The 25,623-nt window shown below is 68.1% G+C and carries 25 protein-coding genes; 11 read left to right on the forward strand and 14 right to left on the reverse strand.

The window, feature by feature from the left end; translation table 11 throughout:
• Positions 1 to 156 precede the first annotated feature (156 nt).
• Positions 157 to 564, reverse strand: a complete 408-nt coding sequence (locus tag GON09_RS21170; RefSeq protein ID WP_213933571.1) for an STAS domain-containing protein — start codon at positions 562 to 564, stop codon at positions 157 to 159.
• Between the two features lie 299 nt (positions 565 to 863).
• On the opposite strand from GON09_RS21170, the gene GON09_RS21175 reads away from it, so the two are divergent.
• Entirely contained in the window at positions 864 to 2,090 is a 1,227-nt protein-coding gene (locus GON09_RS21175) for an EAL domain-containing protein (protein ID WP_213933572.1), read from the forward strand.
• A gap of 22 nt (positions 2,091 to 2,112) precedes the next feature.
• Here GON09_RS21175 and GON09_RS21180 read toward each other — a convergent pair whose 3' ends face one another.
• From GON09_RS21180 to GON09_RS21190, 3 genes are all read right to left on the reverse strand, one after another.
• Entirely contained in the window at positions 2,113 to 3,174 is a 1,062-nt protein-coding gene (locus GON09_RS21180) for a DICT sensory domain-containing protein (RefSeq protein WP_213933573.1), read from the reverse strand.
• Positions 3,175 to 3,313: 139 nt separating this feature from the next.
• On the reverse strand, positions 3,314 to 4,090 hold the full coding sequence (locus GON09_RS21185) for a CoA-transferase subunit beta (RefSeq protein WP_213933574.1): 777 nt from the start codon (positions 4,088 to 4,090) through the stop codon (positions 3,314 to 3,316).
• Positions 4,087 to 5,004 carry a CoA transferase subunit A gene (locus GON09_RS21190; protein WP_213933575.1) on the reverse strand — a complete coding sequence of 306 codons (918 nt, stop codon included), beginning with the start codon at positions 5,002 to 5,004 and terminating at the stop codon, positions 4,087 to 4,089. The genes GON09_RS21185 and GON09_RS21190 overlap by 4 nt, the downstream gene beginning before the upstream one ends.
• A 71-nt stretch (positions 5,005 to 5,075) precedes the next feature.
• Here GON09_RS21190 and GON09_RS21195 point away from each other — a divergent pair, with 71 nt between their 5' ends.
• Positions 5,076 to 5,972 carry a LysR family transcriptional regulator gene (locus tag GON09_RS21195; RefSeq protein ID WP_213933576.1) on the forward strand — a complete coding sequence of 299 codons (897 nt, stop codon included), beginning with the start codon at positions 5,076 to 5,078 and terminating at the stop codon, positions 5,970 to 5,972.
• Positions 5,973 to 6,024: 52 nt separating this feature from the next.
• Here the strand turns inward: GON09_RS21195 and GON09_RS21200 are convergent, their stop codons facing one another.
• On the reverse strand, positions 6,025 to 7,458 hold the full coding sequence (locus tag GON09_RS21200) for an MFS transporter (protein ID WP_213933578.1): 1,434 nt from the start codon (positions 7,456 to 7,458) through the stop codon (positions 6,025 to 6,027).
• A 204-nt stretch (positions 7,459 to 7,662) separates the two neighbouring features.
• Here GON09_RS21200 and GON09_RS21205 point away from each other — a divergent pair, with 204 nt between their 5' ends.
• The gene (locus GON09_RS21205; RefSeq protein WP_213933580.1) at positions 7,663 to 8,883 is read left to right on the forward strand and encodes a CaiB/BaiF CoA transferase family protein; all 1,221 of its coding nucleotides are present in this window, start codon (positions 7,663 to 7,665) and stop codon (positions 8,881 to 8,883) included.
• 201 nt (positions 8,884 to 9,084) lie between these two features.
• Positions 9,085 to 9,360 carry a WhiB family transcriptional regulator gene (locus tag GON09_RS21210; RefSeq protein WP_213933581.1) on the forward strand — a complete coding sequence of 92 codons (276 nt, stop codon included), beginning with the start codon at positions 9,085 to 9,087 and terminating at the stop codon, positions 9,358 to 9,360.
• Positions 9,361 to 9,362: 2 nt separating this feature from the next.
• On the opposite strand, the gene GON09_RS21215 is transcribed toward GON09_RS21210, so the two are convergent.
• Entirely contained in the window at positions 9,363 to 10,055 is a 693-nt protein-coding gene (locus GON09_RS21215) for an SDR family NAD(P)-dependent oxidoreductase (protein WP_213933582.1), read from the reverse strand.
• A 217-nt stretch (positions 10,056 to 10,272) separates the two neighbouring features.
• On the opposite strand from GON09_RS21215, the gene GON09_RS21220 reads away from it, so the two are divergent.
• From GON09_RS21220 to GON09_RS21230, 3 genes are read left to right on the forward strand one after another with little or no spacing between them, the layout of a single operon-like run.
• A complete protein-coding gene (locus GON09_RS21220) occupies positions 10,273 to 10,986 on the forward strand; it encodes a dienelactone hydrolase family protein (protein WP_213933583.1) in 714 nt (237 codons plus the stop codon).
• A 53-nt stretch (positions 10,987 to 11,039) separates the two neighbouring features.
• The gene (locus GON09_RS21225; protein WP_213934559.1) at positions 11,040 to 12,974 is read left to right on the forward strand and encodes a 2-oxoacid:acceptor oxidoreductase subunit alpha; all 1,935 of its coding nucleotides are present in this window, start codon (positions 11,040 to 11,042) and stop codon (positions 12,972 to 12,974) included.
• Complete coding sequence (locus tag GON09_RS21230; RefSeq protein ID WP_213933584.1) at positions 12,971 to 14,041, forward strand: 2-oxoacid:ferredoxin oxidoreductase subunit beta; 1,071 nt, start codon at positions 12,971 to 12,973, stop codon at positions 14,039 to 14,041. The genes GON09_RS21225 and GON09_RS21230 overlap by 4 nt, the downstream gene beginning before the upstream one ends.
• A 73-nt stretch (positions 14,042 to 14,114) precedes the next feature.
• Here the strand turns inward: GON09_RS21230 and GON09_RS21235 are convergent, their stop codons facing one another.
• Together GON09_RS21235 and GON09_RS21240 are read right to left on the reverse strand one after the other, a co-directional pair.
• Positions 14,115 to 15,509, reverse strand: a complete 1,395-nt coding sequence (locus GON09_RS21235) for an amidohydrolase family protein (RefSeq protein ID WP_213933585.1) — start codon at positions 15,507 to 15,509, stop codon at positions 14,115 to 14,117.
• Positions 15,506 to 16,729: a CoA transferase gene (locus tag GON09_RS21240; RefSeq protein ID WP_307854437.1), complete on the reverse strand. Its 1,224-nt coding sequence runs from the start codon at positions 16,727 to 16,729 to the stop codon at positions 15,506 to 15,508. Before GON09_RS21240 ends, GON09_RS21235 begins: the two co-directional genes overlap by 4 nt.
• A 58-nt stretch (positions 16,730 to 16,787) precedes the next feature.
• On the opposite strand from GON09_RS21240, the gene GON09_RS21245 reads away from it, so the two are divergent.
• Positions 16,788 to 17,837, forward strand: coding sequence for an enoyl-CoA hydratase/isomerase family protein (locus GON09_RS21245; RefSeq protein ID WP_213933588.1), 1,050 nt, complete (start codon positions 16,788 to 16,790; stop codon positions 17,835 to 17,837).
• Positions 17,838 to 17,908: 71 nt separating this feature from the next.
• Here the strand turns inward: GON09_RS21245 and GON09_RS21250 are convergent, their stop codons facing one another.
• Entirely contained in the window at positions 17,909 to 18,904 is a 996-nt protein-coding gene (locus tag GON09_RS21250; RefSeq protein ID WP_213933589.1) for a MaoC family dehydratase, read from the reverse strand.
• A gap of 5 nt (positions 18,905 to 18,909) precedes the next feature.
• Positions 18,910 to 19,788 (reverse strand): HpcH/HpaI aldolase/citrate lyase family protein, encoded by an 879-nt coding sequence (locus tag GON09_RS21255; RefSeq protein ID WP_213933590.1) that lies wholly within the window; start codon positions 19,786 to 19,788, stop codon positions 18,910 to 18,912.
• A gap of 211 nt (positions 19,789 to 19,999) precedes the next feature.
• On the opposite strand from GON09_RS21255, the gene GON09_RS21260 reads away from it, so the two are divergent.
• From GON09_RS21260 to GON09_RS21270, 3 genes are read left to right on the forward strand one after another with little or no spacing between them, the layout of a single operon-like run.
• On the forward strand, positions 20,000 to 21,151 hold the full coding sequence (locus GON09_RS21260) for an acyl-CoA dehydrogenase family protein (protein WP_213933591.1): 1,152 nt from the start codon (positions 20,000 to 20,002) through the stop codon (positions 21,149 to 21,151).
• 26 nt (positions 21,152 to 21,177) lie between these two features.
• Positions 21,178 to 21,924, forward strand: coding sequence for a GntR family transcriptional regulator (locus tag GON09_RS21265; RefSeq protein ID WP_213933592.1), 747 nt, complete (start codon positions 21,178 to 21,180; stop codon positions 21,922 to 21,924).
• A 28-nt stretch (positions 21,925 to 21,952) separates the two neighbouring features.
• Complete coding sequence (locus GON09_RS21270; protein ID WP_060650304.1) at positions 21,953 to 22,405, forward strand: MaoC family dehydratase; 453 nt, start codon at positions 21,953 to 21,955, stop codon at positions 22,403 to 22,405.
• A gap of 3 nt (positions 22,406 to 22,408) precedes the next feature.
• Here GON09_RS21270 and GON09_RS21275 read toward each other — a convergent pair whose 3' ends face one another.
• The 4 genes from GON09_RS21275 to GON09_RS21290 all read right to left on the reverse strand — a co-directional run bounded on the left by GON09_RS21275 (position 22,409) and on the right by GON09_RS21290 (position 25,605).
• Complete coding sequence (locus tag GON09_RS21275) at positions 22,409 to 23,515, reverse strand: PQQ-dependent sugar dehydrogenase (protein WP_244865587.1); 1,107 nt, start codon at positions 23,513 to 23,515, stop codon at positions 22,409 to 22,411.
• A 56-nt stretch (positions 23,516 to 23,571) separates the two neighbouring features.
• Entirely contained in the window at positions 23,572 to 24,009 is a 438-nt protein-coding gene (locus GON09_RS21280) for a MaoC/PaaZ C-terminal domain-containing protein (protein ID WP_213933593.1), read from the reverse strand.
• A complete protein-coding gene (locus tag GON09_RS21285) occupies positions 24,006 to 24,452 on the reverse strand; it encodes an FAS1-like dehydratase domain-containing protein (RefSeq protein WP_213933594.1) in 447 nt (148 codons plus the stop codon). The genes GON09_RS21280 and GON09_RS21285 overlap by 4 nt, the downstream gene beginning before the upstream one ends.
• Before the next feature lie 91 nt (positions 24,453 to 24,543).
• Positions 24,544 to 25,605 (reverse strand): D-TA family PLP-dependent enzyme, encoded by a 1,062-nt coding sequence (locus GON09_RS21290; protein WP_213933596.1) that lies wholly within the window; start codon positions 25,603 to 25,605, stop codon positions 24,544 to 24,546.
• Between the last annotated feature and the right edge of the window lie 18 nt (positions 25,606 to 25,623).

Raw genomic sequence — 25,623 nt, forward strand, 5'->3', positions numbered from 1 at the left:
TATGGGGTGCGTCCCCACGCACATGTCGCCGCGGTCGTGGGTGGATCCGATGCTGCAGTCGTGTCCGAGGTGTTGCGGCGCGCGCACGTGGCGGGCGCACTGCTACAGCAGTCGGCTGCGAGCCGGCCGGACGCCGTCACGCGTCCCTTGCTGTGATCAGGCAGCGGGTGCTGTGCCCGCGTCGCAGGGTGCGGCATCGGCTGTGACGTCGAGGCCGGGAGCGAGGATGTCGAGCAGCATGCGCACCTGGCGTGTGGGTGCCACGATGTGGAAGAGGCCGGGGCGGATGTGGTCGGCATCGGCGAGCGTCGAGGCGACTTCGGAGTACATGAAGGTCACCTCGGACAGGTCGACGACGACGTGATCGCCCGAGTGCGCGAGGTCGCCGAGAGTCGCGGCGAACTCCGCTCGGGCGGTCATGTCGAGGTCGCCCTTCGCGCGCAGGACACTGCAGCGACGGGACGGAGAGTGGACGTCGAGGCGGTAACGCGGTGCTCGGGTGACGGAAGCGGAGTCGACTCGTCGCAGTGCGACGGTGTTCAGGGTGCTCGTGCGTGTGCTCATTGCGGTCTCCTGTCGGCGTGGATTCGTGCCGTCCGGTGCGGGCTGGATCCGAAGCAGGCGGTCGGCCTGCTGGGGAGAAGCAGGCCATCGCCGTCTCGGGGTCGGGATGAGAACTCGCGTCGGGCTTGCACAGAGACTGTCCGACGGAGGTCGCTTCGCAGCGACCCGTTCCATCACGGAACGATAACGAAAGATTACTTTTCGGTAACGCGGGTGATCTGAGCTGCAGAAATGCTCGAAGGGGTCTGTTCCGTCGGCCCGAGCGGACGATCGGTGCCCGGAAATGAGATGCTGAATCGATGAGCGCTGTTCCTGCCGACGCTGCCGCCGACGCGGAGGCCGCGTTCGGCGGCCTCGTCGTGGAGACGGAGCTCGCCCCGATCCACCGGCTCGACAACGGCGCCCTGTCCGCCGTCGAACTGCAGCTGCGGGGACCGGAAGGCTCCTCGTTGCACGACGCGACCGCGTTGAGTGAGACCGCCCGGGCCATGCACCAGAAGCCGGTGCTCGACCGGATCAAATGGCAGCGGGCCGGCAGGCACTCCCAGTCGGCGGTTCCGCATCTGATCACCGTCGATCTCGATTCTCTCGACGAACTCGGTGTGCTCGATGATCGCCCGGAACCGGTGACGGTCGTGCTGATCACCGAGCAGGCGCTGATCGCGAGCCCCGCCAGAACGCTGCGCACCATTGCGGCAGCGCGCACGGCGGGCATGCTCGTCGCAGTGGACGGTGTGGGGGCGCGAGCCCAGGCGCTGGCGCTGCTGCCGCTCGTCGAACCGGATGTGATCATCACGTCGCCCGCGTTGATCGACCGCGCCGCCGATGCCTCGACGGCGAGGATCGCGCACGCCGTCGCGGCCTACATCGAGTCCAGCAATGCGGTCGTGATCGCGCAGGGCGTCGATTCGGAGCTGCATCGCCGCCGCGCTCTCGGATTGGCCGCCGAATACGGTATGGGGAAGCTGTATCCGGTGCATGGGACACGCCGAGATGCCGCGCAATCGAATTCGGTCGTCGATCCCATGTCGTTGCTTCCCCGTCCGGCTATCGCGGACGATCCTGCGCTCACCCCCTTCGCCTTGGCATCCGAAGGGCGCAGGCGCACACGCAGTTTCAAGCGGCTGCTGGTGTCGATGAGCAAGCTGCTCGAGACCAATGCGGTGGGAGCCGGACCGGAGACGATCGTCCTCGGCACTTTCCAGCGCGCCGAGCACTTCACGCCGACCTCACGGGCACGATGGGCGCAGCTCGCCGAACAGGTCGCCTACACCGGCATCTACGGCGTCGGAATCGACCCCTACGTCGACTCCGCAGTACACCATGCGCCGTTGGACCCGGACGATCCGATGGTCGACGAATGGAACGTCGTCGTCCTCGGACCGCACTTCGCGTGTGTGCTGGCTGCGCTCGACATGCACACCGACGCAGCCGATCTCGACCGCGAGTTCCACTACGTGCTGTCCTACGACCGCGGCACCGTCATTCGGTGCGCCCACAGCATTCTGGCTCGTTTCGAGGGATGATCCGCGGGTCGCGGGTCGCGGCTCAGGGCGACGGCGGAGCCTCCACGGGTGCCGGTCGGGGACGGGTCAGGGTCGCGCGCGCCGCGCGGGCGACGGCCCCGCGATCGTAGGAGACGACGTACTCGAACTCCCGCTCACCGCCGGCCGTTCGACGGTGCAGGTCGAGGGCCGAGAGCGCGCACGCGAACGACTCTCCCAGGAGGATGACGTTCCACTCGTCGACGAGTGGATCGTGCGGCTCGATCCGGACGAGGTTCGGGCCCGAGACGCTCGCGCCGAAGCCGACCGCGAAGACCGCGACGTGCGCGAGGGTGTCGGCCATCGACATCCAGCGTCTCCGCGCCGCTCCGGTGAAATGGTCGTGGTGCTGGAAGGTGCCGAGGGCGACCGTGTCGGGGCCGGCCTTCTCGGCTCGCACCTCGAGGTCGGCGCTCATGGAGACCAGCAGGCCCTTGCCGCTCCGCACGCGTTCCCGCCCCGCCGACAGGATGCGGAAGGGCGTGGCGGTCGCATCGTCGAGCGGTGCGCTCCAGGTGGGTTCACGGAACAACCCGCCGTTCGGCGACGAAGGATCGGCCTCACTCTCCGCAGTGTGTAGTGCTGCACCGCAACCGAAGTCGATACCGTGGGCGAGGGCTGCCTGGCGATGCAGGTCGGAGTCGACGCCCTCGGCGAGAACGACGGAGTTCGTGCGCTCGCAGTGTGCCCGCAACGACAGCAGGGTCGTGGCGGCCCGCACGTCGGATGCGACGAACGCCTCGGCCGGTACGACGACCACCTCCGGTTCCACCAAGGCCAGTACCACCGTGGCGCGCGACGCCGAGTCCGCGACGCGTACCGCCACGGCGAATCCGCGCTCGCGCACAGCGGCGATCCCGCGCAGGGCCGTCGGGGGATCGGCGAACACCTCGTGCTCGTCGACCAGTGCGACGGAAGCGCGTCCGGCCACCGGCCTGCGCGCGAGGTCGGTCAAGGGCGTCAGGACGGGGACGCCCCGATCCGCGCCGGAATCCGCCGCGGTCAACGGCATCACGGCCGCGACGACCGTGCCGTCCACGAGGTCGTGGATCGCGTTCGCGTGCATGACGTGCCGCCTTCCCGCATCACGCGGCGGTCCGTCCGCCGAGCACCACAGGGACGCGCAGGTTCGCAGGATCCGGGCGTCGTCCGTTGCGGACATCCTGCCAGCCGCCACGTCGGTCACGTCGACGGGCTCGGCGGGATCACCGCAGATACAGGCGGACCTTGTCGATCTCGTTGCGCAGCAGATCGATCTCCTCGGCCGTGGGATCCTCCGTGCGTGTGAGGTCGTCGGAGACCTTCAGATCCCACCCGGTCGCCGCGCGAACCTCGTCCACCGTGACACCGCGGTGGATGCTGGTCAGTTCGAGTTCGTCGAACGGGTCCTTCCGGGACAGCACACCCAGGCTCGTGAACACCTTCGTCACCCCGCGGCCGCGCGGCATGATGCCGACACCGGCCTCGCGGGCGCGCACCGGGCTCGGCGACGTGCAGAAGTCCAGTTCGGCGGGGAATGCGCTCGGATCGTGGCGTCGCATGATCACGAAGACCTCGCCCGCGTTGGGCATGATCTCGACGGCTCCGCCGCCGCCCGGCAGCCGCACGGTGGGTTTGTCCCAGTCGCCGATGACGCTGGTGTTGAGGCTGCCGTAGCGGTCGATCTGAGCCGCGCCGAGGAATCCGACGTCCACGTTGCCGCCCTGCAGCACGTACCCGAACAGGGATGCCATCGACACGACGGATTCGGCGCCGGAGACCACGACGGAGTCGGCGATGCCCTCGGCCATCGCCTCGGGGTGCGCGCCGCAGACGCCGGATTCGTAGATCAGCTCGACGTCGGGATTCGACGTGCGGGCGGCGAGATCGACGGCGAGGGTCGGCAGACCCACCCCGGCGAAGACCCGGGCCTTTCCGGCCAGAGCCCGCGCGGCGACGGAGACGATCAGCTCGGTGGTGGAGAAGGTTTCGGTGGCAGTCACTTTCGGCTCCCGTAATCGACGGTCCCGGAGGGGCGCGGGGCGACCTCGAGGTCGGCCCAGTAGTCCTCGCCCAATCTCTCGAGGTATTCGGAGTGATCGTTGGTGGTGAGGACCCATTCCTTCAGCCACGTGCGCAGCTGCTGGGGGTCTTTGCTGATCGCGGTCCAGCGACGGTAGAACGCGCAGTCACGGTCGTAATAGCCCTGCGCGTAGGAGGGGTGCGCTCCGCGCGGGCACAGCACGACCGCGTCCACGGCGTGCGACGGGACGAGCGTGCGGCTCGGGTCGGAGCGGATCACGTCGTCGTCGACGATCTCCTCTACCACCACGATGGCCTTCTTCGCCGCATAGACCGCTTCCTGCTGGACACCGGCGATGCCCCAGATCTGGACGTTGCCGGAGCGGTCGGCGCGCTGGGCGTGGATGATCGTCACGTCCGGGTTCAGCGGCGGGACGACGTACACGCTGCCGCCGCCGAAGGGGTCTTCGACCAGCCGGATGTTCGGGTTGATCTTCGGCAGGTCGCTGCCGGCATAGGACCGTAGGGGGAAGAAGGGCAGCCCCGCGGCGCCGGCCTGGTAGCGGCAGACCATGCCGTAATGGCTGTACTCCTCGACCTCCAGCGCGACGGGGTCGTGGTGCTCGATGCGCCGGCGGATCTCGTACAGCGAACCGGCCGAGCCGCTCGCGAAGAACGACGCGACGAGCTTCGATACGCAGTCGGCGGCGATGAGCTGGTCGGAGATGATGTCGGGGGTCATGCGGCACAGCGTCAGGTCGCGCCTGCCCTGCCGGATGATCTCGTGCGCCGCGGCGAACGGGATGAGATGCGAGAAGCCCTCGAGGGCAACGGTCATCCCGTCCTCGACATAGGTGGCGATCGCCTCGCGCATGGTCATGAGTTTGTCCGGCATACCGGTCGTCCTCCGTGTGGTCGGTGATTCGGTGTCGGGTGTCCGGCGCCCGCAGGCGTGATAATCGACGAGTGGAGATCCAGCAGGTGAAAGCGTTCCTGGCGGTGGCGGAGGAGCTGCATTTCGGTCGGGCGGCGCAGCGGCTGCATATGGCCCAACCGCCGCTCAGCCGCACGATCCGCAGACTCGAGAAGGAGCTCGGAGCCGAACTCTTCGAACGCAACACCCGCAGTGTGCGGTTGACGGAGAGCGGTCGGGCGCTCGTGGAACCGGCCCGGAACATCCTCGACGCCTGCCGATCGGCGGAGATGGCGGTGACTGCTGCGGGGTCGGGTCGGACCGGCAGGGTCCGTATCGGTTTCGCCGGTTCGTCCTCGCACTACTTGGTAGGCCGTTGGGCGAAACTCGTGCGGCGCACCCATCCCGGCATCGAGTTCGTGCTCGACAGTTCGGCGTACGCGAGCGAGGCACTCAACAAGCTCGCAGCGGGGAGGCTCGACATCGGTATCGTGCGGCTGTTGTTCTTCCCGCCGGGTATCGCGACGCGCGTGGTGGCCCGCGAGAACCTCGTCGTGGCACTGCCCACAGAGCACCCGCTGGCCGACCGGGAGAGCGTCCGGCTGGAGGATCTCGCGAACGAGGCCTGGGTGATGCTGCCCGCCGAACCCGGATCGATGTTGCGCGAACTCCTGCTCCGGCTCGCCCACGATGTCGGGTTCACACCCAGAATCGTTCAGAGCGCCCCGGACTCGCTGTCGCTGATCGCCCTGGTGTCGGCCGGCGTGGGATGTTCGATGACGGTCTCGTCGGTCGCGGCGAACGTCATCAACCCCGAGGTCGTGTTCGTCCCCCTCGCCGACCATCCCGAGCCGCTCGACGTGCGGCTGGTGTGGCGGGAGGACGACGACAGTGCCGCCCTGCGGGAGGTTCTCCGTCTGTCCGAAGAGGCACTGCCGACCCCGGAGTGACCGGGGCCGGCCGGCGACTGCGCCGGCCGGCCCCGAATGCGAGGGATCCGCGCTATGCATGGACGCGATCTCGGGGGGTGTCATCGGGGCGAGGGGTGTCCTCGGTCACCGGCGTACGACGCTCGCGCTCGGCTGCCTCGGACTGCTCGAGAGCAAGTTCCTCGGCGTCGGACTGCTCGGCGACCGACGGTGCCTTCGGGTCGTACCCGGTGCGCTTGAGCAGGGCCAGGGTGCACACGAGGGAGACCGCTGCGTAACAACCGGCCGCGATGGCCACGCCGGTGACGTCGCCGGACGAGTTGAGCAGGTACTGCGCGAGCACCGGGGTGCCACCACCGACGATCAGCGAGCACAGCTGGTAGGCCAGCGACAGGCCCGAGTACCGGATGTTCGCGGGGAAGGCGCGGGCCAGGATGCCGGCGATGGCGCCGTAGAACATCGAGTGGGGAATCGTCGCGAGACACATGCCGATCACGGCGACCGCGAAGGTCTCGGTGCGGATGGCGTAGAACATCGCGGGCATGAGGAACAGCTCCGGGACGATCATCAGGAGCATGGCCTTGCGCATGTCGATCCTCGACACGAGGACGGCACCGAAGGGCTGCACGATGAACTGCACGACGAGGGCGATCGCGATGATCGCGAGGAAGGTGCCACGCTCGTAACCGAGTTCGCTCGTCGCCCACGACAATGCGAAGGTGTTCTTGAAATAGGTCACCTGGGCGAGGGGCAGCGCGCCGGCACCGAGCAGGACCAGGACCCAGTGCTTGCGCAGCACTTCCTTGATCGGGAGCTTGACGGTCTTCTTGCGTGCCAGAACGGCTTTCATGGCATCCGACTCTTCGAGCTTGAGCCGGATGACCATGCCGACGATGACGAGCAGCGCCGAGAACAGGAACGGGATGCGCCAGCCCCACATCAGGAACTGCGGGGTGGGCAGTGCTGCGAGGAAGAAGAATGCCATCGTCGACAGCAGGTTGCCGGCGGGCGAACCCTGCTGTGCGAAAGCCGAATACAGAATTCCCTTGCCCTTGGGTGCGTTCTCGCTGGCGATGAGGACAGCGCCACCCCATTCGCCGCCGACCGCGACACCCTGCACGATGCGCAGGAAGACCAGCAGGACCGGCGCCCACATTCCGATCTGCGCGTAGGTGGGGAGCAGACCGATACCCACCGTCGCGATGCCCATCATGACGAGCGTGATGACGAGGGTGTTCTTGCGGCCGATCCGGTCGCCGAGATGGCCGAAGATGACGCCGCCGAGCGGACGGGCGAGGAAGCCGGCCCACAGGGTGACGAACGCGAGGAGGGTCGCGACACCGCTCGAGAGTTCGTCCGAGAAGAAGACCTGGCCGAACACCAGTGCGGCGGCCGTGCCGTAGATGTAGAAGTCGTACCACTCGATGGTGGTGCCGATGAAGGAGGCGATGCCGGCCTTGCGGGCCTTCTTCGCGATCTCCTGATCGGTAGGTGTGGACGAACTCATGCGCCCTCCGTCTGTTACGCCCTCGACGGGGCGGGTGGAATGTGGTCTGCGTCTCAGCAGAGAGTGTCAGGGCTCGGCTTTGCAGTCCAATACCCAATAGGACGCGAATCGATACCTCAGAGGTATTACTGAGGAGTTCCTGTTCGTCCTGGTAGACATACAGCGACGCCGGATGGGGAACCGCGGACGCGAAAGGACACCAGGGTGACGAGCGACGGAACCAATCGGAGTGGGGTGGAGGTTTCTGCCGGCCTGCCGCTGGAGGGCATCACCGTGGTGAGCCTCGAGCAGGCGGTCGCCGCGCCCCTCGCGACGCGCCATCTCGCGGACCTCGGAGCTCGTGTCGTCAAGGTCGAACGCGTCGGCGACGGCGATTTCGCGCGCGCCTACGACGGTGCCGTGCACGGCCTGGCCGCACACTTCGTCTGGCTCAACCGCGGCAAGGAATCGTTCGCGGTGGACCTGAAGGCGTCCGAGGGTATCGACGCGGTGAAGAAGCTGATCCGCGGCGCCGACGTCTTCCTGCAGAATCTCGCCCCCGGCGCGGTGGAGCGACTCGGGCTCGGCGCCGACGATCTGCGCGCGGACCACCCGGAACTGGTGGTGGTCAACATGTCGGGATACGGCACAGACGGACCCATGCGCGACCGCAAGGCCTACGACATGCTCGTGCAGTCGGAGACCGGTCTGTGCTCGATCACCGGTACGCCCGAGACGGCGGTGAAGACGGGCATCCCCACCTCGGACATCGCCGCGGGCATGTACGCGCTCACCTCCATCCAGGCGGCGCTGCTGCGCCGGCACCGCACCGGCGTCGGCGCGACGATCGACGTGTCGATGTTCGACGCGACCGCCGAGTGGCTCGGCTACCCGATGTACCTGCAGATGTACCAGGGGCGGCAGGTGCCGCGGATGGGTCTGTCGCACACGTCGATCGCGCCGTACGACAAGTACCCCACCGCGGACGGCGAGATCCTCATCGGCGTCCAGAACGATCGGGGTTGGCGCACGCTCACCGAGGTCCTCGGCATTCCCGAACTGGGCGACGACCCGCGCTTCGCCACCAACCTCGAACGGGTGCGTCACCGCGAGGAAGTCGATGCGCTGGTCGCGCGGGCCACGAAGCAGTTCACCAGCGCGGAGCTCGACGAGAAGCTCGCGGACTCCGGTGTTCCCGCCGCGCAGCTGCGGGATCTGCGCGGGCTCATCGAGCACCCGCAGCTCGCGACGCGCGACCGCTGGCGTGAGGTGCAGACGGAGGCGGGGCCGGTGCGCGGCATCCTGCCGCCGATGAACTTCCGCGACGTCGAACTGCCGATGGGTGCGGTGCCGGGGCTCGGTCAGCACACCGACGCGGTGCTCGCCGATCTCGGGCTCACGGACGAGCAGATTGCGGGCCTGAAGAAGGCCGGCATCGTCGGCTGATCCGCTCCGTGTCGGCCGCTGGTCAAATGTGCGGCCATAGCGTCCGGTGCTTATAGGTATCCGAAGCGACTGCCATCGTCGATTCTGATGGATCTGCGCTGTTCAGCGATTGACGATCCTCGTCGGGTACCGAAAAATGGCCGTACAAATACTCGTTCGGCGAGTGCGGGTCCGCGATGGCCCGAGGGCAAGGAGGCGGCGATGTACGGATCCGGTGACCGCGACTGGGTGGTCGCGGCGCGGTGCCGCGGGGTGGACACGGCGATGTTCTTCCCTCAGCCCGAGGACGGCCGCGGTGCGGTGCTCCGGGCCGAGCGGCAGGCGAAGGAGGTCTGTCGCTCCTGCCCGGTGATCGACGCATGCCTGGCGCACGCCGTGCGCACCGGAGAGACGCACGGCGTATGGGGCGGCATGAACTACGCAGAACGGCGAGCGTTCGAACGTGCGACCAGACTCGGCCGCCTCCAGTCGGTCTGAGTTCAGCCGACGTTGGTGACGGGGATCAGGCCGCCGGTGATGGAGGCGCCCGCATCGGAGATCAGGAACTCGATGACCTTCGCGATGTCGGCCGGCTTCGACCAGCGACTCGTGTCGGCGTCGGGCATCGCGGCGCGGTTGGCCGGGGTATCGATGACGACGGGCAGCAGCGCGTTGACGCGGATGTGGTCGTCGCGGTACTCGAGCGCCATCGTCTCGACGAGCGCCGAGACCGCAGCCTTGGAGGCGATGTAGGACGCGCCGCCGGGGAAGGGGTTGAGCGTCGCGGCGGTGGAGATGCAGACGATCGATCCACCGCCGCGGCGGATCAGGTGGGGCAGTGCGGCCTGGCTGACGGAATAGGCGGTGCGCAGGTTGAGGTCGAGCTGGGAGTCGAGCACCTCGATCGGAGTCTCGTGTACCCGCGGCCCCGACGTGAAACCGCCGACGAGGTTGACGACGCCGAACAGGGGAGCCTCGGGATCGTCGCACGCCAAGTTCAGGGCGTCCTCGAGCTGCTGCTCGTCGGAGAGGTCGGCCTGCACGAGCTGGAGATTCGGATGCGTACCCACGCGCTCGAGCTCGTCGCGGACCAGCCACGGCACCACGACCCGCCATCCGGTGTCGAGGAGATGTTTCGTCACGGCGCTGCCGAGGCCGCCGGTGCCACCACTGACCAATACGGTGCGAGCCATCTGCCTGTATCCCTTTCGAGCGTGCCGTCTGCCGTGCTCCGACCACCCGCCGGTGCATGAGAGGAACGATACCGCAAAACGGAAATGATGTTCTCATTTTTTTTCGGTGAGTGGGACGAGCGGTGCGTGAACTGCGCCGACGGGCGCATCCGCTGCCCGGGAGACGACTTCGTACGAAGATCATGACGAACAATCGACGCAAGTGGAAGGACGGTCGATGACCGACATCGAGGCAGAATTCGTTCACATCGCAGGCCTGCGCGCCTATCTGGCCAGGCCGCTCGGCGGTGCCACCGGAGGAATGCTGCTGCTACCCATGATCACCGGCATCGACGCCCAGGTCCGCGAGTACGCGCACGACATCGCCGGAACCGGAGTGACCGCACTCGTATGGGATCCGTGGCACGGACCGAGCGCCGACGACACCTCGCGCGACGAGCTCATGGAGTTGATGGGCGGCCTCGACGACGAGAAGAGCCTCGCGGAGATGGCAATCCTGCTCGACCACGCCTTCGGCGAACTCCGGCTCGAGAAGATCGGCGTCATCGGGTGGTGCCTCGGCGGTCGTCTCGCCCTCATCCTCGGCGCCCGCGACATGCGGGTCGCGAACGTGGTGGCCTATCACCCGTCGATCGCGGTGCCGCCTGCCCCGAACCACACGCTCGACGCCGTCGACCACGCAGGTCGCGTCGCTGCACCCGTCATGGTGCTGCACGCCGGGGCCGACACGATCATGAGCGCCGAGACCTTCGGGAACCTGCAGGCCACGCTGCAACAGCGGGAGACCGGCGCGACCCTCACCCACGTCTACCCCGGCGCCGAACACGGTTTCTCCTCCCGCAACCGGCACGGCAATCCCGTCAATGCCGAGGCCTACGCCGTGTCCTGGCCTCAGGCGCTGAGCTTCATCGGGGACACCGTCCGCTCCTGATCGGCAGAAAATTTTCGGGAGAAACGGTTGCACATGCGCGCGTGAGGGCCACGATGGAGCGCATGGCGTCGAGCGCGAAACTCGAACAGGTCGTCATCCGCATCGCCGGCGACTCCGGCGACGGCATGCAGCTCGCCGGTGACCGGTTCACCGCCGAGGCGGCGGCCTTCGGCAACGACCTGGCCACACAACCCAACTTCCCCGCCGAGATCCGGGCCCCGCAGGGCACCCTGCCCGGAGTCTCGAGCTTCCAGATCCAGATCGCCGATCACGACATCCTCACCGCCGGCGACCGGCCGGACGTCCTGGTCGCGATGAATCCGGCGGCCTTCAAGGCCAACGTCGGTGACCTGCCCAGGGGTGGCACCGTCATCGTCAACAGCGACGAGTTCACCAAACGGAATCTGAGCAAGGCGGGATACGACGCCGATCCGCTCGGCACCGACGCCGTGGAACACCTGACCGTCCACGCCCTGCCGATGAGCACGCTCACCGCCGGTGCCGTCGAACCGGCCGGCGTGGGCAAGAAGGACGCGCAGCGCTCGAAGAACATGTTCGCGCTCGGTGTGCTGTCGTGGATGTACGGGCGTCCGATCGCGCCGGTCGAGACGTTCCTCGAGCGTAAGTTCGCGTCGAAACCCGACATCGCCCACGCGAATGTTCTCGCCCTGCGTGCCGGGTGGAACTACGGGGAGACCACCGAAGCGTTCGCCACGACCTACGAAGTGGCGCGCGCGTCGCTGCCGTCCGGGACATACCGGCAGATCACCGGCAACACGGCGCTCGCCTACGGCCTCGTCGCCGCAGGTCGCGCGGCGGGCATGGACGTCTTCCTCGGCACCTATCCGATCACCCCGGCCTCCGACATCCTGCACGAACTGAGCAAGCTCGAACGCTTCGGTGTGCACACCTTCCAGGCCGAGGACGAGATCGCGGGCATCGGCGCCGCGATCGGCGCGTCCTACGGCGGGGCGCTCGGCGTCACCAGCACCTCCGGTCCGGGGATCGCCCTGCAATCCGAGGCCATCGGTCTGGCGGTGATGACCGAACTGCCGCTGATCGTCGTCGACGTCCAGCGCGGTGGACCGTCCACGGGACTGCCGACGAAGACCGAACAGGCCGACCTGATGCAGGCGATGTTCGGCCGCAACGGCGAATCGCCCGTCGCGATCGTCGCCCCGCAGTCGCCCGCCGACTGCTTCGACGCGGCACTCGAGGCCGCGCGCATCGCGATCACCTACCGCACGCCGGTCATGTTGTTGTCCGACGGCGCGATCGCCAACGGATCCGAACCGTGGCGGATCCCCGACATCGACGACCTGCCGCGCATCGACCCGCGCTTCGCACAGTCGCCGGACGACGACGACCCCGGCTACCTGCCCTACGCACGCGACCCCGAGACTCTCGCGCGCGACTGGGCGATTCCCGGAACCGCAGGTCGCGAGCACCGGATCGGAGGTCTCGAGAAGGCCGACGGTACGGGCGACATCTCGTACCACCACACCAACCACGAGCTGATGACCCGACTGCGGGTCGCGCGGGTGGCCGGCATCGACGTCCCGGACCTCGAGGTCGACGACCCCACCGGCGACGCCGAGGTGCTCGTTCTCGGGTGGGGTTCGTCGTACGGTCCGATCGGTGAGGCGGTGCGCCGCGCCCGCCGTGCCCAGCATCGGGTGGCCCGAGCGCACCTGCGTCATCTCGCACCGATGCACAAGAATCTCGGGGACGTGCTCGGTCGCTACCGGCGAGTCCTGGTTCCCGAGATGAACCTCGGGCAACTGTCGTTCCTGCTCAGGTCGCGGTTCGATGCCGACATCCAGCCGGTGACGAAGGTGTCCGGCATGGCGTTCCGCGCCGACGAACTCCATGACGCCATCGAAGCCGAGTTCGCCGGGACACTGGCCGACATCGAACGGTCCCGGACACCTGACGCGGTGGCCTCTTCGACGAAACTCGACCCGACAGCAGAGAGGGCACGAGCATGACCGGACTCCTCGGCCACGATCTCGGACTCCGCCCGCACATCGACGCGCTCGACGGTGTGCCCCGCACGGACGACCCGCAGAAGGCGAAGGACTACACGTCCGACCAGGAAGTGCGGTGGTGTCCGGGCTGCGGCGACTACGTCATCCTCGCGACGGTCCGCAGCCTGCTGCCCGAATTGGGCGTCCGGCGTGAGAATCTCGTGTTCGTGTCCGGCATCGGATGCTCGTCGCGGTTCCCCTACTATCTCGACACCTACGGTGTGCACTCGATCCACGGACGCGCGCCGACGCTCGCGACCGGACTCGCGGTCACACGTCCGGATCTGTCGGTGTGGGTCGTCACCGGTGACGGCGACGCCCTGTCGATCGGCGGCAACCATCTCGTCCACGCCCTGCGACGCAACGTGAACATGCGGATCCTGTTGTTCAACAACCGGATCTACGGTCTCACCAAGGGACAGTATTCGCCGACCTCGGAAGTCGGTAAGGTCACCAAGTCGTCGCCCGCGGGCTCGGTCGACGCTCCGTTCAACACCCTGTCGCTCGCGCTCGGTGCCGAAGCGTCCTTCGTTGCGCGCGCTCTCGACTCCGATCGCGCCGGGCTGACGGACGTGCTGCGCGCGGCGGCACACCATCGCGGTGCGGCCTTCGTCGAGATCCTGCAGGACTGCCCGATCTTCAACGACGGATCGTTCGACGTGCTGCGCAAGGACGAAGCGCCGTCGCACCTGATCCCGCTGCGGCACGGCGAACCGATCATCTTCGGAGTCGACGACGAGCTGTGCGTCATCCGAAAAGGTTTCGGTCTGCGGGTGGCGCAGCGCTCCGAGGTGGATGCCGCCGACATCGTCGTGCACGACGCGCACACCGACGACCCCGAGTACGCGTATGCACTGTCGCGCCTGTCGGATCAGGATCTTCGCTACGTCGTCACGGGAATCGTCCGGCAGGTCGTGCGGACGACCTACGACGATGCCGCCCGCGCACAGGTGCGGAGCGCCCAGGAGTCCGGCACGGCCGACCTGCAACAGTTGCTGCGGGGCGACAACACGTGGACCGTGCCCTGAGTTCGGTGTCCGCTACCGTCCCGGTTATCCGCTACGGCAAATTGCTGTGGCGGATAGCCGAAGTCGTAGCAGATCAGGTGTGGTGGACGACGCGGCCGCCGATGACGGTCGCGCGGACCGCGTCGGCGGTGGGTGCGGCGAGGGCACCGGCCAGTGGACGGTCGAGCAGGACGAGATCGGCCGGCGCCCCGCCCTCTACACGACGAGCAGCTCCGCCGGGGTTGTCGAGCGGGGCCAGGTACCGGGCCAGCGCGGTCGCGGCAGGGATACGTTCGTCCGCCCCGACGACGTCGCCGGTGGGGCACGTGCGGGTGACCGCGGCGGACATCACCGTCCACGGATCTGCGGGTCCGTACGGTGCATCGCTCGACAGCGCGAGCGGCACTCCGGCGTCGAACAGACTTCGACAGCGGTAGAGATCGGGCAGGTCGCCTGCGGGCACGTCGCGCAGATAGGCATCGCCACGGTCGGCGAGGAAACCCGGCTGGGTGACAACCTGTAGGCCGTGGCATCGAAGGTCGTCGATCGATTCGGCCGGGACGAGAGCGCCGTGTTCGATGCGGTCGCCGGGCACGGTACCCACTTCGGTGAGAACGGCGAGCAGGATCGCGAACGCCTCGCGGCTGACGCAGTGCACCGCCACGCCACGGCCCGCATCGTGGGCGCGGCGGATCGTCGTCGCGAGATGGTCGAGGTCGGGTAGCCCGGAATCGGCCAGCACGATCTTGTACGGTCCCGCGGCGAACGTCCCGGATCCGGCGAAATCGAGTGGCGCGCCGAGGAGTCGGATGCGTTGCGGGACGGACCCGTCGACATGGGAGGCGCGAAGGTGTTCCAGGGTCGACGGGGTGAGGTCGGGTGTCGCGTCGGTGAGGCCCGTGATGCCGTAGGACGCCAGCTCGGCACCCACATCGGCGAGCGACGGAGGGGCCGAGTCCGGTAGCCGGTCGCGGAGCCACGTGTCGGCGCGCCACACCCGCCCCGTCGGGTGTCCCTTCTCGTCGCGTTCGACGCCGGGGTGGTCGGCGGTCGCGAGGCCCGTGAGTACGGCGGCGGGAGAGTTCAAGAACCACACTGCGCCGCTCCGGTGCTGGATGCGCACCGGACGGTCGGCGTGCAGCGCATCCAGTGAAACAGAATCCAACAGGCCTGCAATGTCTTCCGAGTACCCGACACCGCGGACCCATCCCTCGCCGGGAGCGGTTCCGAGTGCGCGGGCGAGGTCATCGGCGGTTCGGACGGCAGGCGGGCCGCACCGGACCGATGCACGATCGGCCGCAAGGGCGTGCAGGTGGATGTGGTGGTCGTGGAGTCCTGGAAGCAGCGCGCCTCCGTCGCCGTCGACGACCTCCGCGGACGAAGGCACGGGCGTTTCCGGGGCAACGGCCGCGACAGCTCCGTCGCGGATCAGAACATCCGCCCCACCGACACCGTCGATCTCGACGTTCCGTACGACGAGGATGGTCACGACCGGATGCCCAGATCGGTGAGGACACGTCGGGTGTCCCGTCCGGATTCGGCTGCCTCGCCGATAATGTCGCGTTTCCGTGGTTCGGCCACCGGAACGACACCGGACGGTGACGGGAACACCCATTGCTCGCCTTCACGAATGGCGGGTCGGGACACGGTTGTCGGCTCGTCGAGGGTCGCCGCGACGACCGCGGACATCGAGATGTCCCAGAGCATTCCACGTCCGTCGGGCGGAGCCGACATCGCCAGCGCCGCGGCGGTGAGACCGGTGAGCGGATCGGCGATCGCATCACCGACGAAGACGGGACCCTCCGCGTCGTACGCGATCAGGCCGGCGGAGGCGGCGATGTCGTCACCGAAACCCACGCGGTGCGAATCGCGTCCGTGGGCGGTGATCGAGATCCACGTGGTGCCCTCGTTCACGGCCCTCGCGGCGTCGAGGCCGAAACCCGCGAGTGCGCGTGGTCGCGACGCCTCGATCACGATGTCGGCCGCTGCCACCAACTCCGCGAGTTCACTGCGCTGCGTCGCATCGTCCGGGTCGAGCACGACGGACTCGTGCCCGCCGTGCAGCAATCGGTAGAAGTCGACATTGCCGCGACGCGCACCGTCCGGCCGCGACGGCGTTTCGACCTTGACGACGCGCGCACCGGCGAGGCCGAGCAGGTGCGCGCACAACGGCCCGGCCCACAGGGCACTGAAGTCGACGACGAGCAGACCGTCGACCGAGCGCGGTTCCGACGGTGCCGGGGGAGCGGCCGCACCGTGTTCGACGGGGCCCGCCGCGATCCCGAGCAGTTCGGCGCGCTCGGCCAGCTCTGATCCGGTGTGTTCGACGAGCCAGTCGGCGACGGCAGGCCACGGATCGTCGGGGATCTCCGCACCGATCAGGGCGCCGAGCAGCAGCGGATCGTCGGGACGCGCGCACGAGACCGCCGCCCATCCGTCGATCGTCGGCAGCAGGCGGCACGCACCTCCGGCCGACACCGCTCCACTGCGACGATGACCGGTGAACGCGGCACGCTCGGACAGCAGGCGCGCGCCGTCGACGTCGACGACACCACCCGATGCCGCTGCGATCCACGCGGAACGTTCGCGGGCGACAGTGGTGGCACGGCCGGGAGGGAGGAGTGGGGGCCCGTCGACTCTGCCGGTCAGAGAGGCAATTCCGCTCTCCGCCCAATCTCGTACCGGGTCCGCCGCGAGGTCGATGGCCACGACCGTGATGTTACATTTCGTGCCGGATGGGGCCTGGTGGAGCACAAGGACGGACCACATGGATACGGCACGAGCGGTGACTCTTTCCGCTGCAGACCTGGCGAACGGCGGGGCGGGAGAGCCTCTTCTCGGTGACGGGGGTGCCGTGAACCGTCCGATGGTGGTCGTCGACCTCGACGAGCACATTCCCGACATCGAGCGCGCGGTCGAGCGGGCCGCACTCGCCGACCGGATCCTCGTCGGCCGCGCGACCCGCGAGATCCCCGCCGAAGTCGGTCCGTTGATCGACGCCCTCGACGTCACGTACGCGCCGGTGGCTTCGTCTCGCGGGGTGGTGGACACTCCGGACCCGGACGCGAGTATCGCGGAGTTCGCCGAGGCGGTCTCGAGGAACCCACAGGCGGCGCTCGTCGCTCGGCAGGTCGTGTGCGCGTCGGAGACGCTCGCGGTACCGGACGCGATCGACGTCGAATCGTTCGCCTATTCGACCCTGCAGGGAGGACCGGAGTTCGCCGCCTGGCTCACCGAACGCGGCCCGCGCCCCCTGCCGCCGCCCTCGGACGAGCCGGTGCTGATCGCCCGGGACGGCGACGACCTGCACATCACGCTCAACCGTCCCGAACGACGCAACGCCTACGGCACGGTGCTGCGCGATGCCCTCGTGGACGCGCTGCGTCTCGCTCTTGTCGACGACAGCGTCGAACGAGTGGTGCTCGACGGGGCGGGATCGTCGTTCTGCGCCGGCGGCGACCTCGACGAGTTCGGCCGCACCCCGGACATCACCCTCGCGCATTTCATCCGCACGCGCGGGGGAGCGGGACGTCTCGTCGCCGAACTCGCCGATCGCATGGAAGTGCGAGTGCACGGTCATTGCATCGGCGCGGGTATCGAGATCCCGGCCTTCGCGGGACGGGTCGTCGCCGCCTCCGGCACCGTCTTCCGTCTCCCTGAGGTCTCGATGGGTCTCATCCCAGGGGCCGGCGGGACGGTCAGCATCCCGCGGCGGATCGGCAGGTGGCGGTCGCTGCACCTGTTCGTCACCGCCGCGCCTCTCGACGCCTCCCGCGCACTCGACTGGGGGTTGGTGGACGAGATCCGCGAAGGGTAACGACGAAACCGACGTTGTGCGCGATGTTCCAAAGGATTTCGCGCACAAGGTCGGTCTCGGCAGCAGGGCCGTCAGGCCATGAGCGCGGTGAACCGCCAATCCAGGACGGGCGCCGGCTCGGCATCACCGCGGTGTGCGTAGACGAGCGACCGCAGGTTCAGCACGCCGCCACCCTCGGCCAGGGGTTCGGCCGATTCGACGTGCAGGTCGCTGGTGAGGGTGTCGCCCTCCTGTACCGGCCCGGTGTGGTCGCACGACTTCCAGCCCAGCACCGTCACGAGATTCGGCAGGGCGCGCGTCGCCTGCGAGAACGCCAGTCCGATGGTGTGGCCGCCGTAGACGAGACGACCCGACGCGCCGACCCGCTCGTCGTGGTGCGTCGCCGCGATGTTGAGGCTCAGGCGCGCGAGTTCCGGTGCGCTCGAGACGACGTCGCCGCTGGACTGCAGCACGGCGCCGGTGAGGGACTTGTCGAAGTGGTCGCCCGGTACCTTCGCCCGGTAGACGTCGAGGTCCCAGTCGGCGGGTGCCGACCACTGCGGTTCGTCCTGCGGGCCGATGGCCGACAGGTCGTCGGAGTGCACGACGCGTGCGGGGTCGGGATTCTCGCTCAGCGGCAGCATCGCACAGCGGTAGAAGTCGAGGACGGTGTTGCCGTCCTGGTCGACGGTGTTCATCCGCAGCGCCGCAAGACCGGTGGGCTTGCGGCCGGGCTTCGCCGAATTCTCCTTCAGCCCGACCACTTCGGTGGTGGTGTAGAGGGTGTCACCGATGTGCGGGAAGCGGCGGAAACGTAGGCCGCGGTAGAAGAGGTTGGCCTTGACATGGTGCGTGACGAGCGTGGACTGGCCGATCGCGATGTCGGTGACGAAGCCGGCATGGGCGACCGGGCCCCCCGCGACGGCGGCGGACAGGTGCTTGTCGAGCGGAAGACGCAGGCGGTCACCGAGAATGCTCTGGTGCGCGGCGGCGAGACCGTCGGTGAGTGTCACGGCGGGGGCGGTGTCGAAGACCTGGCCGACGGTCAATTCGTCGAAATAGGGTCCGCCGACGTACGAGGTGGTCATGGTTGTCAGGCTCCGATCTTCGACAGGGTGCGACGGGCGGCGACGGCGACGGCCTCGTCGAGCATCTGGCCGTCGAGCTGAGCGGCTCCGGCGCCACGGTTCTCGGCGTCCTCGAGTGCGGTGAGGACCTTACGGGCGGCATCCACCTGATCGTCCGTGGGGGTGAAGGCCGCTGCGGCGGAGGTGATCTGCGCGGGGTGGATGACCCATTTGCCGTCGAATCCGAGATCGGCGACCCACTGCGCCGAGTGGCGGAAGGCGTCGTCGTCGGCGATGCCGAGGAACGGCCCGTCGATGGCCTGGACACCGGCGGCCCGGGCGGCGTGCAGCACGCGGTCCTGCACGTAGAGCCAGTGCTCGGGGGCGGCGGTGCGGGCGCGGCCCAGGGAGGCGCCGAGGTCGGCGTAACCGATGATCACGCCGGCCACCCGGGGTCCGGCGACGATCTCGTCGATGCGCTGGACCCCGGCGGGTGTCTCGATGAGGGCCTGCACCGTGACGGCCGAATCGGTCCCGAGGACGCGGTCGGCCTCGACGAGATCGTCGGCGCTCTCGACCTTGGGGATCACGATCGAGGCGAGGGCATCGCCGAGCGCGGCGCACGCGCGCAGATCGTCCTCGAACCAGGGGGTGCCGCGGCCGTTGATGCGCACGGAGACGGTGCGTTCGCCGCCGTGTTCGCGGACCAGCGGAGCCACGAGTGCGCGGGCGGCGTCCTTCTGCGCGGCCGTGACGGCGTCCTCGAGGTCGAGGACCACTTCGTCGGCGGCGGAGGCGAGGGCCTTACCGGCTTTGCGTTCGTCGGAGCCGGGGGCGACGAGAACGGCGCGCCGGCGGAGGTGTTGCTCGGAAGACACGGGGACCTCGGGGAGTTCGGTCGGCAATGACGGCGCTAAATGTACGGCCATTATTGGCGACATGCCACCCCGTGGAGAGGCGTGCTCATAGGAAGGTGCAGTCGTTCGTATCGGCGAAAACTCTGCAATCACGGCGTCGAATGGTGGCCTTCGCGTTGACACGCCCGAACTTCGTCCACAAAATGGCCGTACAAAGTTTCCCGGGTCCGTGGGGCCCGTCCCGACCGAAGGATCGCCCGTGACCTACCTGAACGACGAAGAGACTTTTCTGGTCAAGACCGTCCGCGACTTCATCGATCGGGAGGTCAAGCCGTCGGTGCAGGAGGTCGAGCACGCCAACGAGTACCCCGAGAAGTGGATCGAGCAGATGAAGCAGATCGGCATCTACGGGCTCGCCGTGCCGGAGGAATACGGCGGATCGCCGGTGTCGATGCCCTGCTACGTGCAGGTCACCGAGGAACTCGCCCGCGGGTGGATGTCGCTGTCGGGTGCGATGGGCGGGCACACCGTCGTCGCCAAGCTGCTGACCCTGTTCGGCACCGAGGAGCAGAAGAGCAAGTACCTGCCCAAGCTCGCCACCGGCGAGATCCGCGCCACGATGGCGCTGACCGAGCCCGGCGGCGGTTCGGACCTGCAGGCGATGACCACCGTCGCCAAGCGGGACGGCGACGAGCTGGTGATCAACGGCGCCAAGACGTGGATCACCAATGCCCGTCGCTCGGGGTTGATCGCGCTGCTGTGCAAGACCGACCCGGCCGCCCAGCCGCGCCACAAGGGCATCTCTGTCGTGCTCGTCGAGCACGGCCCGGGACTGACCGTCTCGCGCGACCTGCCCAAGCTCGGCTACAAGGGCGTCGAGTCGTGCGAGCTGAGCTTCGACAATTACCGCATCTCCGCCGACGCGATCCTCGGCGGCGAGCCCGGCAAGGGCTTCGCCCACATGATGAAGGGCCTCGAGACCGGCCGCCTGCAGGTCGCCTCGCGTGCTCTCGGTGTCGCGACCGCCGCGCTCGAGGATTCGCTCGCCTACGCGCAGCAGCGCGAGAGCTTCGGCCAGCCGATCTGGAAGCACCAGTCCATCGGCAACTATCTGGCGGAGATGGCCACCAAGCTCACCGCGGCCCGGCAGTTGGCGCGTTACGCGGCGGAGAAGTACGACAGCGGCGAGCGGTGCGACATGGAGGCCGGCATGGCCAAGCTGTACTGCTCGGAGATCGCGATGGAGATCGCCCTGAACGCGGTGCGCATCCACGGCGGGTACGGCTACTCCACCGAGTACGACGTCGAGCGCTACTTCCGCGACGCACCGTTGATGATCGTCGGGGAGGGCACCAACGAGATCCAGCGCAACGTCATCGCGAGCCAGCTCGTCGCACGCGGCGGACTGTGACGACCGGCCGCTAGGATCGGTCCGTCATGGACTACAAGGTGCGGGAAACGGAACCGGCCTACGCGCAACTCGCGCGCCTGCTCCGGGAGGCCGTGGAGGCGGGACGGTACAGCGACGGTACGCGGCTGCCGACGGAAGCCGAACTCGCCGAGGAACACGGGGTGAGCCGTCAGACAGTGCGCCGCGCCTTCCAGGATCTCGTCGCCGACGGCATCGTCTACCGCGTGCCCGGACGCGGCACCTTCGCGAACGAGTCGGGCCGGCGCTACCGGCGTCAGCTCGGCTCGATCGAGGATCTGCTCGCTCTGTCCGCCGATACCGTCATGCAGATCGTCTCGCCGCTGCGGCGCGGAGTCGACATCGATGCCGCGAGCCGGCTCCGCCTCGACACCGACGTGCTGTACACGGCGGTGTTCAAGCGTCTGCACGACGGAATTCCGTTCGTGCTCACCACCGTCCATCTGCCCGAGCAGGTCGCGGCGTACGTGCTCGATTCGCCGGAGCTGCAAGTGGGCGCGTCGAGCCGGAACACGATGATCGGCCTGCTCGAACCCCATCTCGACAGTCCCATCGTCGAAGCCGCACAGTCCATCACGGTCTCGCTCGCCACCGAGCAGGTGGCGACGGAACTGAACTGTGCCGTGGGGCATCCGCTGCTGCGCGTCGACCGGCTGTACTCGAACGACGCCGGGGCGCCCACCGAGCTGTCGGTGAGTTACTTTCTGCCCGAACACTACACCTATCGCGTCACACTCAGACGAGCCGGTCTCTGACCGTCGCCACATATCGACAGGAGCAACAATGCGGGTTTTCAACGGAATCGACGAGGTCGAGAAGGCCGTCGGCGAGCACCTCGGCTACAGCGACTGGCTCGAGATCGACCAGAAGCGGATCGACCTGTTCGCCGAGGCCACCGGCGATCACCAGTGGATCCACGTCGATCCCGAGCGTGCCAAGGACGGCCCGTACGGCAAGACCATCGCCCATGGCTACCTGACCTTGTCGCTGCTGCCGATCCTCGGCACCCAGATCTTCTCCCTCGAAGGGTTGAAGATGAAGGTCAACTACGGCAGCAACAAGGTCCGCTACCCCGCGCCGGTCCCTGTCGGTTCGCGGATCCGTGGCGGTGCGGAGTTCAAGTCGCTCGAGCGCACCGCCAAGGGCGCGAACCTCGTCGTCGGATACACCATCGAGATCGAGGGCGGGGAGCGTCCGGCGCTGGTCGCCGAGACGGTGGTCGTTCTCGTTCCCTGATCGTCAGGAGATCTCGACCCGGAGTATGCGATCGTCGTCGTCGGCCGGGCTGCCGCGACCGTCCCGGTTGGACGTCGTCAGCCACAGCGAGCCGTCGGGCGCGGCGACGACGGTCCGCAACCTCCCGTATTCACCGGCGAGGAAATCGGTGGCGGTCGCTGCCTCGCCCTCTCCGACGTCGATCCGCCACAGCCGTTCTCCACGCAGACCCGCCATCCACAGGCTGCCGTCGAACCACGCCAGCCCGGACGGGGACGCTTCCGAGACCGGCCAGGTGAGCACCGGATCGACGAATTCGTCGGAGCCACCGATCCCCTCGACCTCGGGCCAGCCGTAGTTCGCGCCGGCCGTCACGAGATTCAACTCGTCGACGTCGTTCTGCCCGAACTCCGACGCCCACAACCGTCCCCGGCCGTCGAACGCGAGTCCCTGCACGTTGCGGTGGCCGAGCGAGAACACCGGCGACGCCGGATCGGGGTTGCCGGGTGCGGGCTCGCCGTCGCCGGTGATACGAAGAATTTTGCCGCCCAGCGATTCCGGATTCTGGGCGAGTTCACGCTCACCCGCCTCGCCGGTCGCGACGTACAGCATCCCGTCGGGGCCGAAGATCATCCGCCCACCGTCATGGATCCGGCCGGACGGGATGCCGTCGAGGATCACCTCCGGTTCCGCGAGGGCGGTGCCGTCGAAAGTGGTGCGCAGTACCCGGTTGTCGCTCTCGGTGGTGACATACAGGTATACGAATCGGTCGGAGTCGAAGGCCGGGGAGACGGCGATCCCCAGCAGTCCCGCTTCGCCCTGTGCGCGCGTGTCGTCGATGCGGCCCACCTCGCGGGCCGTGCCCTCGCTGACCTCGACGATCCGGCCGGTGTTGCGCTCGGTCACCAGGGCAGAACCGCCGGGCAGAAAAGCAACTCCCCACGGAGTGTCGAGACCGGACGCGACGGTGCCGGTCACGCGCGGAGTACCCGTTTCGGGCGTCGAGGGCTCGGCGACGGTACTCACCCGGGTGGGGCCCTCGTCGACGGACGGGCTCGACGGGGACGCGCATGCCCCGAGATACACGGCTGTTGCTGCGGCGACCAAGCTCGCGAGAAGTGTCCGTGGCATGGGCCGATTCTCTCGTGCCGAGGTCCGTTCCGTCGGCGAATTCCCGGCGCTCGGCGTCAGGACGAGAACGCGAGCCGGACCTGGGTCTTGCCGAGCACCCGCCGGTCGCCGACGGATACCGTGAGATCGATGCGTGCGATGCGCTCCACCTTCTCGAGGTGGCTCACCTTCGCAGACACCGACAGGACGGCCCCGTGCACCGGATCGACCACAACGGGTCGCGTGAACCGTGTCTCGTAGGAGATCACCGCGGTGGGATCCCCGAGCCACTCGGTGACGGTCTGCAGGGCGAGGGCTGCGGTGAGCATTCCCTGGCAGAGCACGCCGGGGAGCCCCTCACCGGCTGCGACGGTGTCGTCGTAGTGGATCGGGTTGAAGTCGCCCGAGGCTCCGGCGTAGCGGACCAGATCGTTGCGGGTCACCGTCAGCTCGGTCTTCGCGATGACCGCGCCGACATCGAGTTCGTCGAATCGTAGTGCGGTGCCGAGGGTCATGCGCCGTCTCCTCGGTGAAGCAATGTCGAAGTGACCACCGCGACCAGATCGTCTGTGTCGTCCCGGATCTCGCAGACCGTGGACAGGATGTGGTTTCCGGCCCGTTCGGTGACCTCCGTGATGGTGAGCGTGGTGGTGAGATCGTCGCCGGCCACGATCGGTCGCCGGTGCTCGACCTTCTCGGACCCGTGCACCACCCGGTGCAGCTCGAGACCGGTACCCGGCGTCTCCAGAAGCTGTGTCACCGAAGGACTCTGGACGACGGTGGTGAAGGTCGTAGGAGCCACGACATCGGTGAAGCCGGCGGCTCGGGCTGCCTCCGGGTCGAAATGAATCCGATGTGTCGATCGGACGGCGCGGGCGAATTCCCGGATCTTCTCCCGGCCGACGAGATAGGACGTCGGCGGAAAGGTGCGTCCGGCAAGGTCGGCGTTCAGCGGCATCAACGCAGCGTAACGGCGCGAGGGACGGATCGGTGTCGTGTTCGTGACCTACACGCCGAGTTCGAGGTGATCGTGGGGGACTGGCTCGGAATCACGTGTTGCACCCTCGTGCCGCGACCTTCCATCGCTCGACCACAGCGTCGCCGGAGACCGCGATCAACTCGTCCGCGAGGTTCACGGCGTTGCATACGTGGTTGGGAATCACCCGCACCCTCTGCCCGAGATGCGGGCGGGTCGACGGGTTCGGCCAGTGCACCGTCGCGTGATGCTCCGACAACGCGGTGATGCGGGCATCGGGCTCGCCGAGGATGCGTCCGTACCCGGTGGCCCAGGCTGGCCGATCGGCGCCGAGCGCCTTCGAACCCGCATCGAGGACGACGACCTCGTCGCGAGCCGAGACGACGGTGGCGAGTGCCGTCAATGCGATGTCGGCTTCGGCCGCCGCCCCCAGCTCGAGTTGCTGGGCATCGCCGAAGACGTACACACCGGGACGCAATTCGGTTGCGGTTGTGGGCACGTCGAGAAGGGCGGTGGGCGAGGACCCACCGCTGATCACGGACGGGTCGATCCCCGCAGTGCGAAGAGAATCGGCAGCCGTAGCCAGTGCGCCGGCCTCGTCCCGGGCAGCATTGTCCGGAGCATCGAGTGCATACGAGTGGCCGGGGAAAGTGAAGACACCGCGCACGTCGAGACCCGCACTGCGAGCCGCCTTTGCCACCGTTCCGGCCTGCTCGGGCCGCACGCCGGTGCGGTGGTGACCGCTGTCGATCTCGACGAGCACACCGATGGCCGTGCCGGCGTGGTCGGCGAGTTGCCGAGCGCCGCTCTCGGAGTCGATTCCGATGGTGAGCCGCACCCGATCGGTCAGAGCGCGCAGGCGGGCACCGCGAGCCGTGTCGACCCACAGCGGGTACGCGACGAACAGGTCGTCGAAGCCCGCATCCGCGAACACTTCCGCTTCGGAGACGGTCGCGACGGTCAGTCCCCGGGCCCCGGCATCGAGTTGGCGACGCGCGATCTCGAGGCACTTGTGCGTCTTCGCGTGGGGTCGCAGCGACATGCCCCTCGAGCGGGCGGACGCCACCATACGCGCGATGTTGCGATCGAGGACGTCGCGGTCGACGAGCAGTGCCGGAGTGGTGTCGAGATCCATGGCCGAACCGTAGACGCT

This window comes from Rhodococcus sp. B50 (assembly GCF_013602415.1).
Lineage (GTDB): Bacteria > Actinomycetota > Actinomycetes > Mycobacteriales > Mycobacteriaceae > Rhodococcus.

Excerpts from the sequence above, each read along its gene's own strand:
- GON09_RS21225 (WP_213934559.1), top strand. The coding sequence starts at position 11,040 with ATGGAGCGCATGGCGTCGAGCGCGAAACTCGAACAGGTCGTCATCCGC.
- GON09_RS21210 (WP_213933581.1), top strand. The coding sequence starts at position 9,085 with ATGTACGGATCCGGTGACCGCGACTGGGTGGTCGCGGCGCGGTGCCGC.
- GON09_RS21170 (WP_213933571.1), bottom strand. The coding sequence starts at position 564 with ATGAGCACACGCACGAGCACCCTGAACACCGTCGCACTGCGACGAGTC.
- GON09_RS21215 (WP_213933582.1), bottom strand. The coding sequence starts at position 10,055 with ATGGCTCGCACCGTATTGGTCAGTGGTGGCACCGGCGGCCTCGGCAGC.
- GON09_RS21200 (WP_213933578.1), bottom strand. The coding sequence starts at position 7,458 with ATGAGTTCGTCCACACCTACCGATCAGGAGATCGCGAAGAAGGCCCGC.
- GON09_RS21250 (WP_213933589.1), bottom strand. The coding sequence starts at position 18,904 with ATGACCACCTCGTACGTCGGCGGACCCTATTTCGACGAATTGACCGTC.
- GON09_RS21180 (WP_213933573.1), bottom strand. The coding sequence starts at position 3,174 with ATGCACGCGAACGCGATCCACGACCTCGTGGACGGCACGGTCGTCGCG.
- GON09_RS21290 (WP_213933596.1), bottom strand. The coding sequence starts at position 25,605 with ATGGATCTCGACACCACTCCGGCACTGCTCGTCGACCGCGACGTCCTC.
- GON09_RS21270 (WP_060650304.1), top strand. The coding sequence starts at position 21,953 with ATGCGGGTTTTCAACGGAATCGACGAGGTCGAGAAGGCCGTCGGCGAG.
- GON09_RS21265 (WP_213933592.1), top strand. The coding sequence starts at position 21,178 with ATGGACTACAAGGTGCGGGAAACGGAACCGGCCTACGCGCAACTCGCG.
- GON09_RS21190 (WP_213933575.1), bottom strand. The coding sequence starts at position 5,004 with ATGCCGGACAAACTCATGACCATGCGCGAGGCGATCGCCACCTATGTC.
- GON09_RS21280 (WP_213933593.1), bottom strand. The coding sequence starts at position 24,009 with ATGACCCTCGGCACCGCACTACGATTCGACGAACTCGATGTCGGCGCG.
- GON09_RS21175 (WP_213933572.1), top strand. The coding sequence starts at position 864 with ATGAGCGCTGTTCCTGCCGACGCTGCCGCCGACGCGGAGGCCGCGTTC.
- GON09_RS21285 (WP_213933594.1), bottom strand. The coding sequence starts at position 24,452 with ATGCCGCTGAACGCCGACCTTGCCGGACGCACCTTTCCGCCGACGTCC.
- GON09_RS21220 (WP_213933583.1), top strand. The coding sequence starts at position 10,273 with ATGACCGACATCGAGGCAGAATTCGTTCACATCGCAGGCCTGCGCGCC.
- GON09_RS21230 (WP_213933584.1), top strand. The coding sequence starts at position 12,971 with ATGACCGGACTCCTCGGCCACGATCTCGGACTCCGCCCGCACATCGAC.
- GON09_RS21275 (WP_244865587.1), bottom strand. The coding sequence starts at position 23,515 with ATGCCACGGACACTTCTCGCGAGCTTGGTCGCCGCAGCAACAGCCGTG.
- GON09_RS21245 (WP_213933588.1), top strand. The coding sequence starts at position 16,788 with ATGGATACGGCACGAGCGGTGACTCTTTCCGCTGCAGACCTGGCGAAC.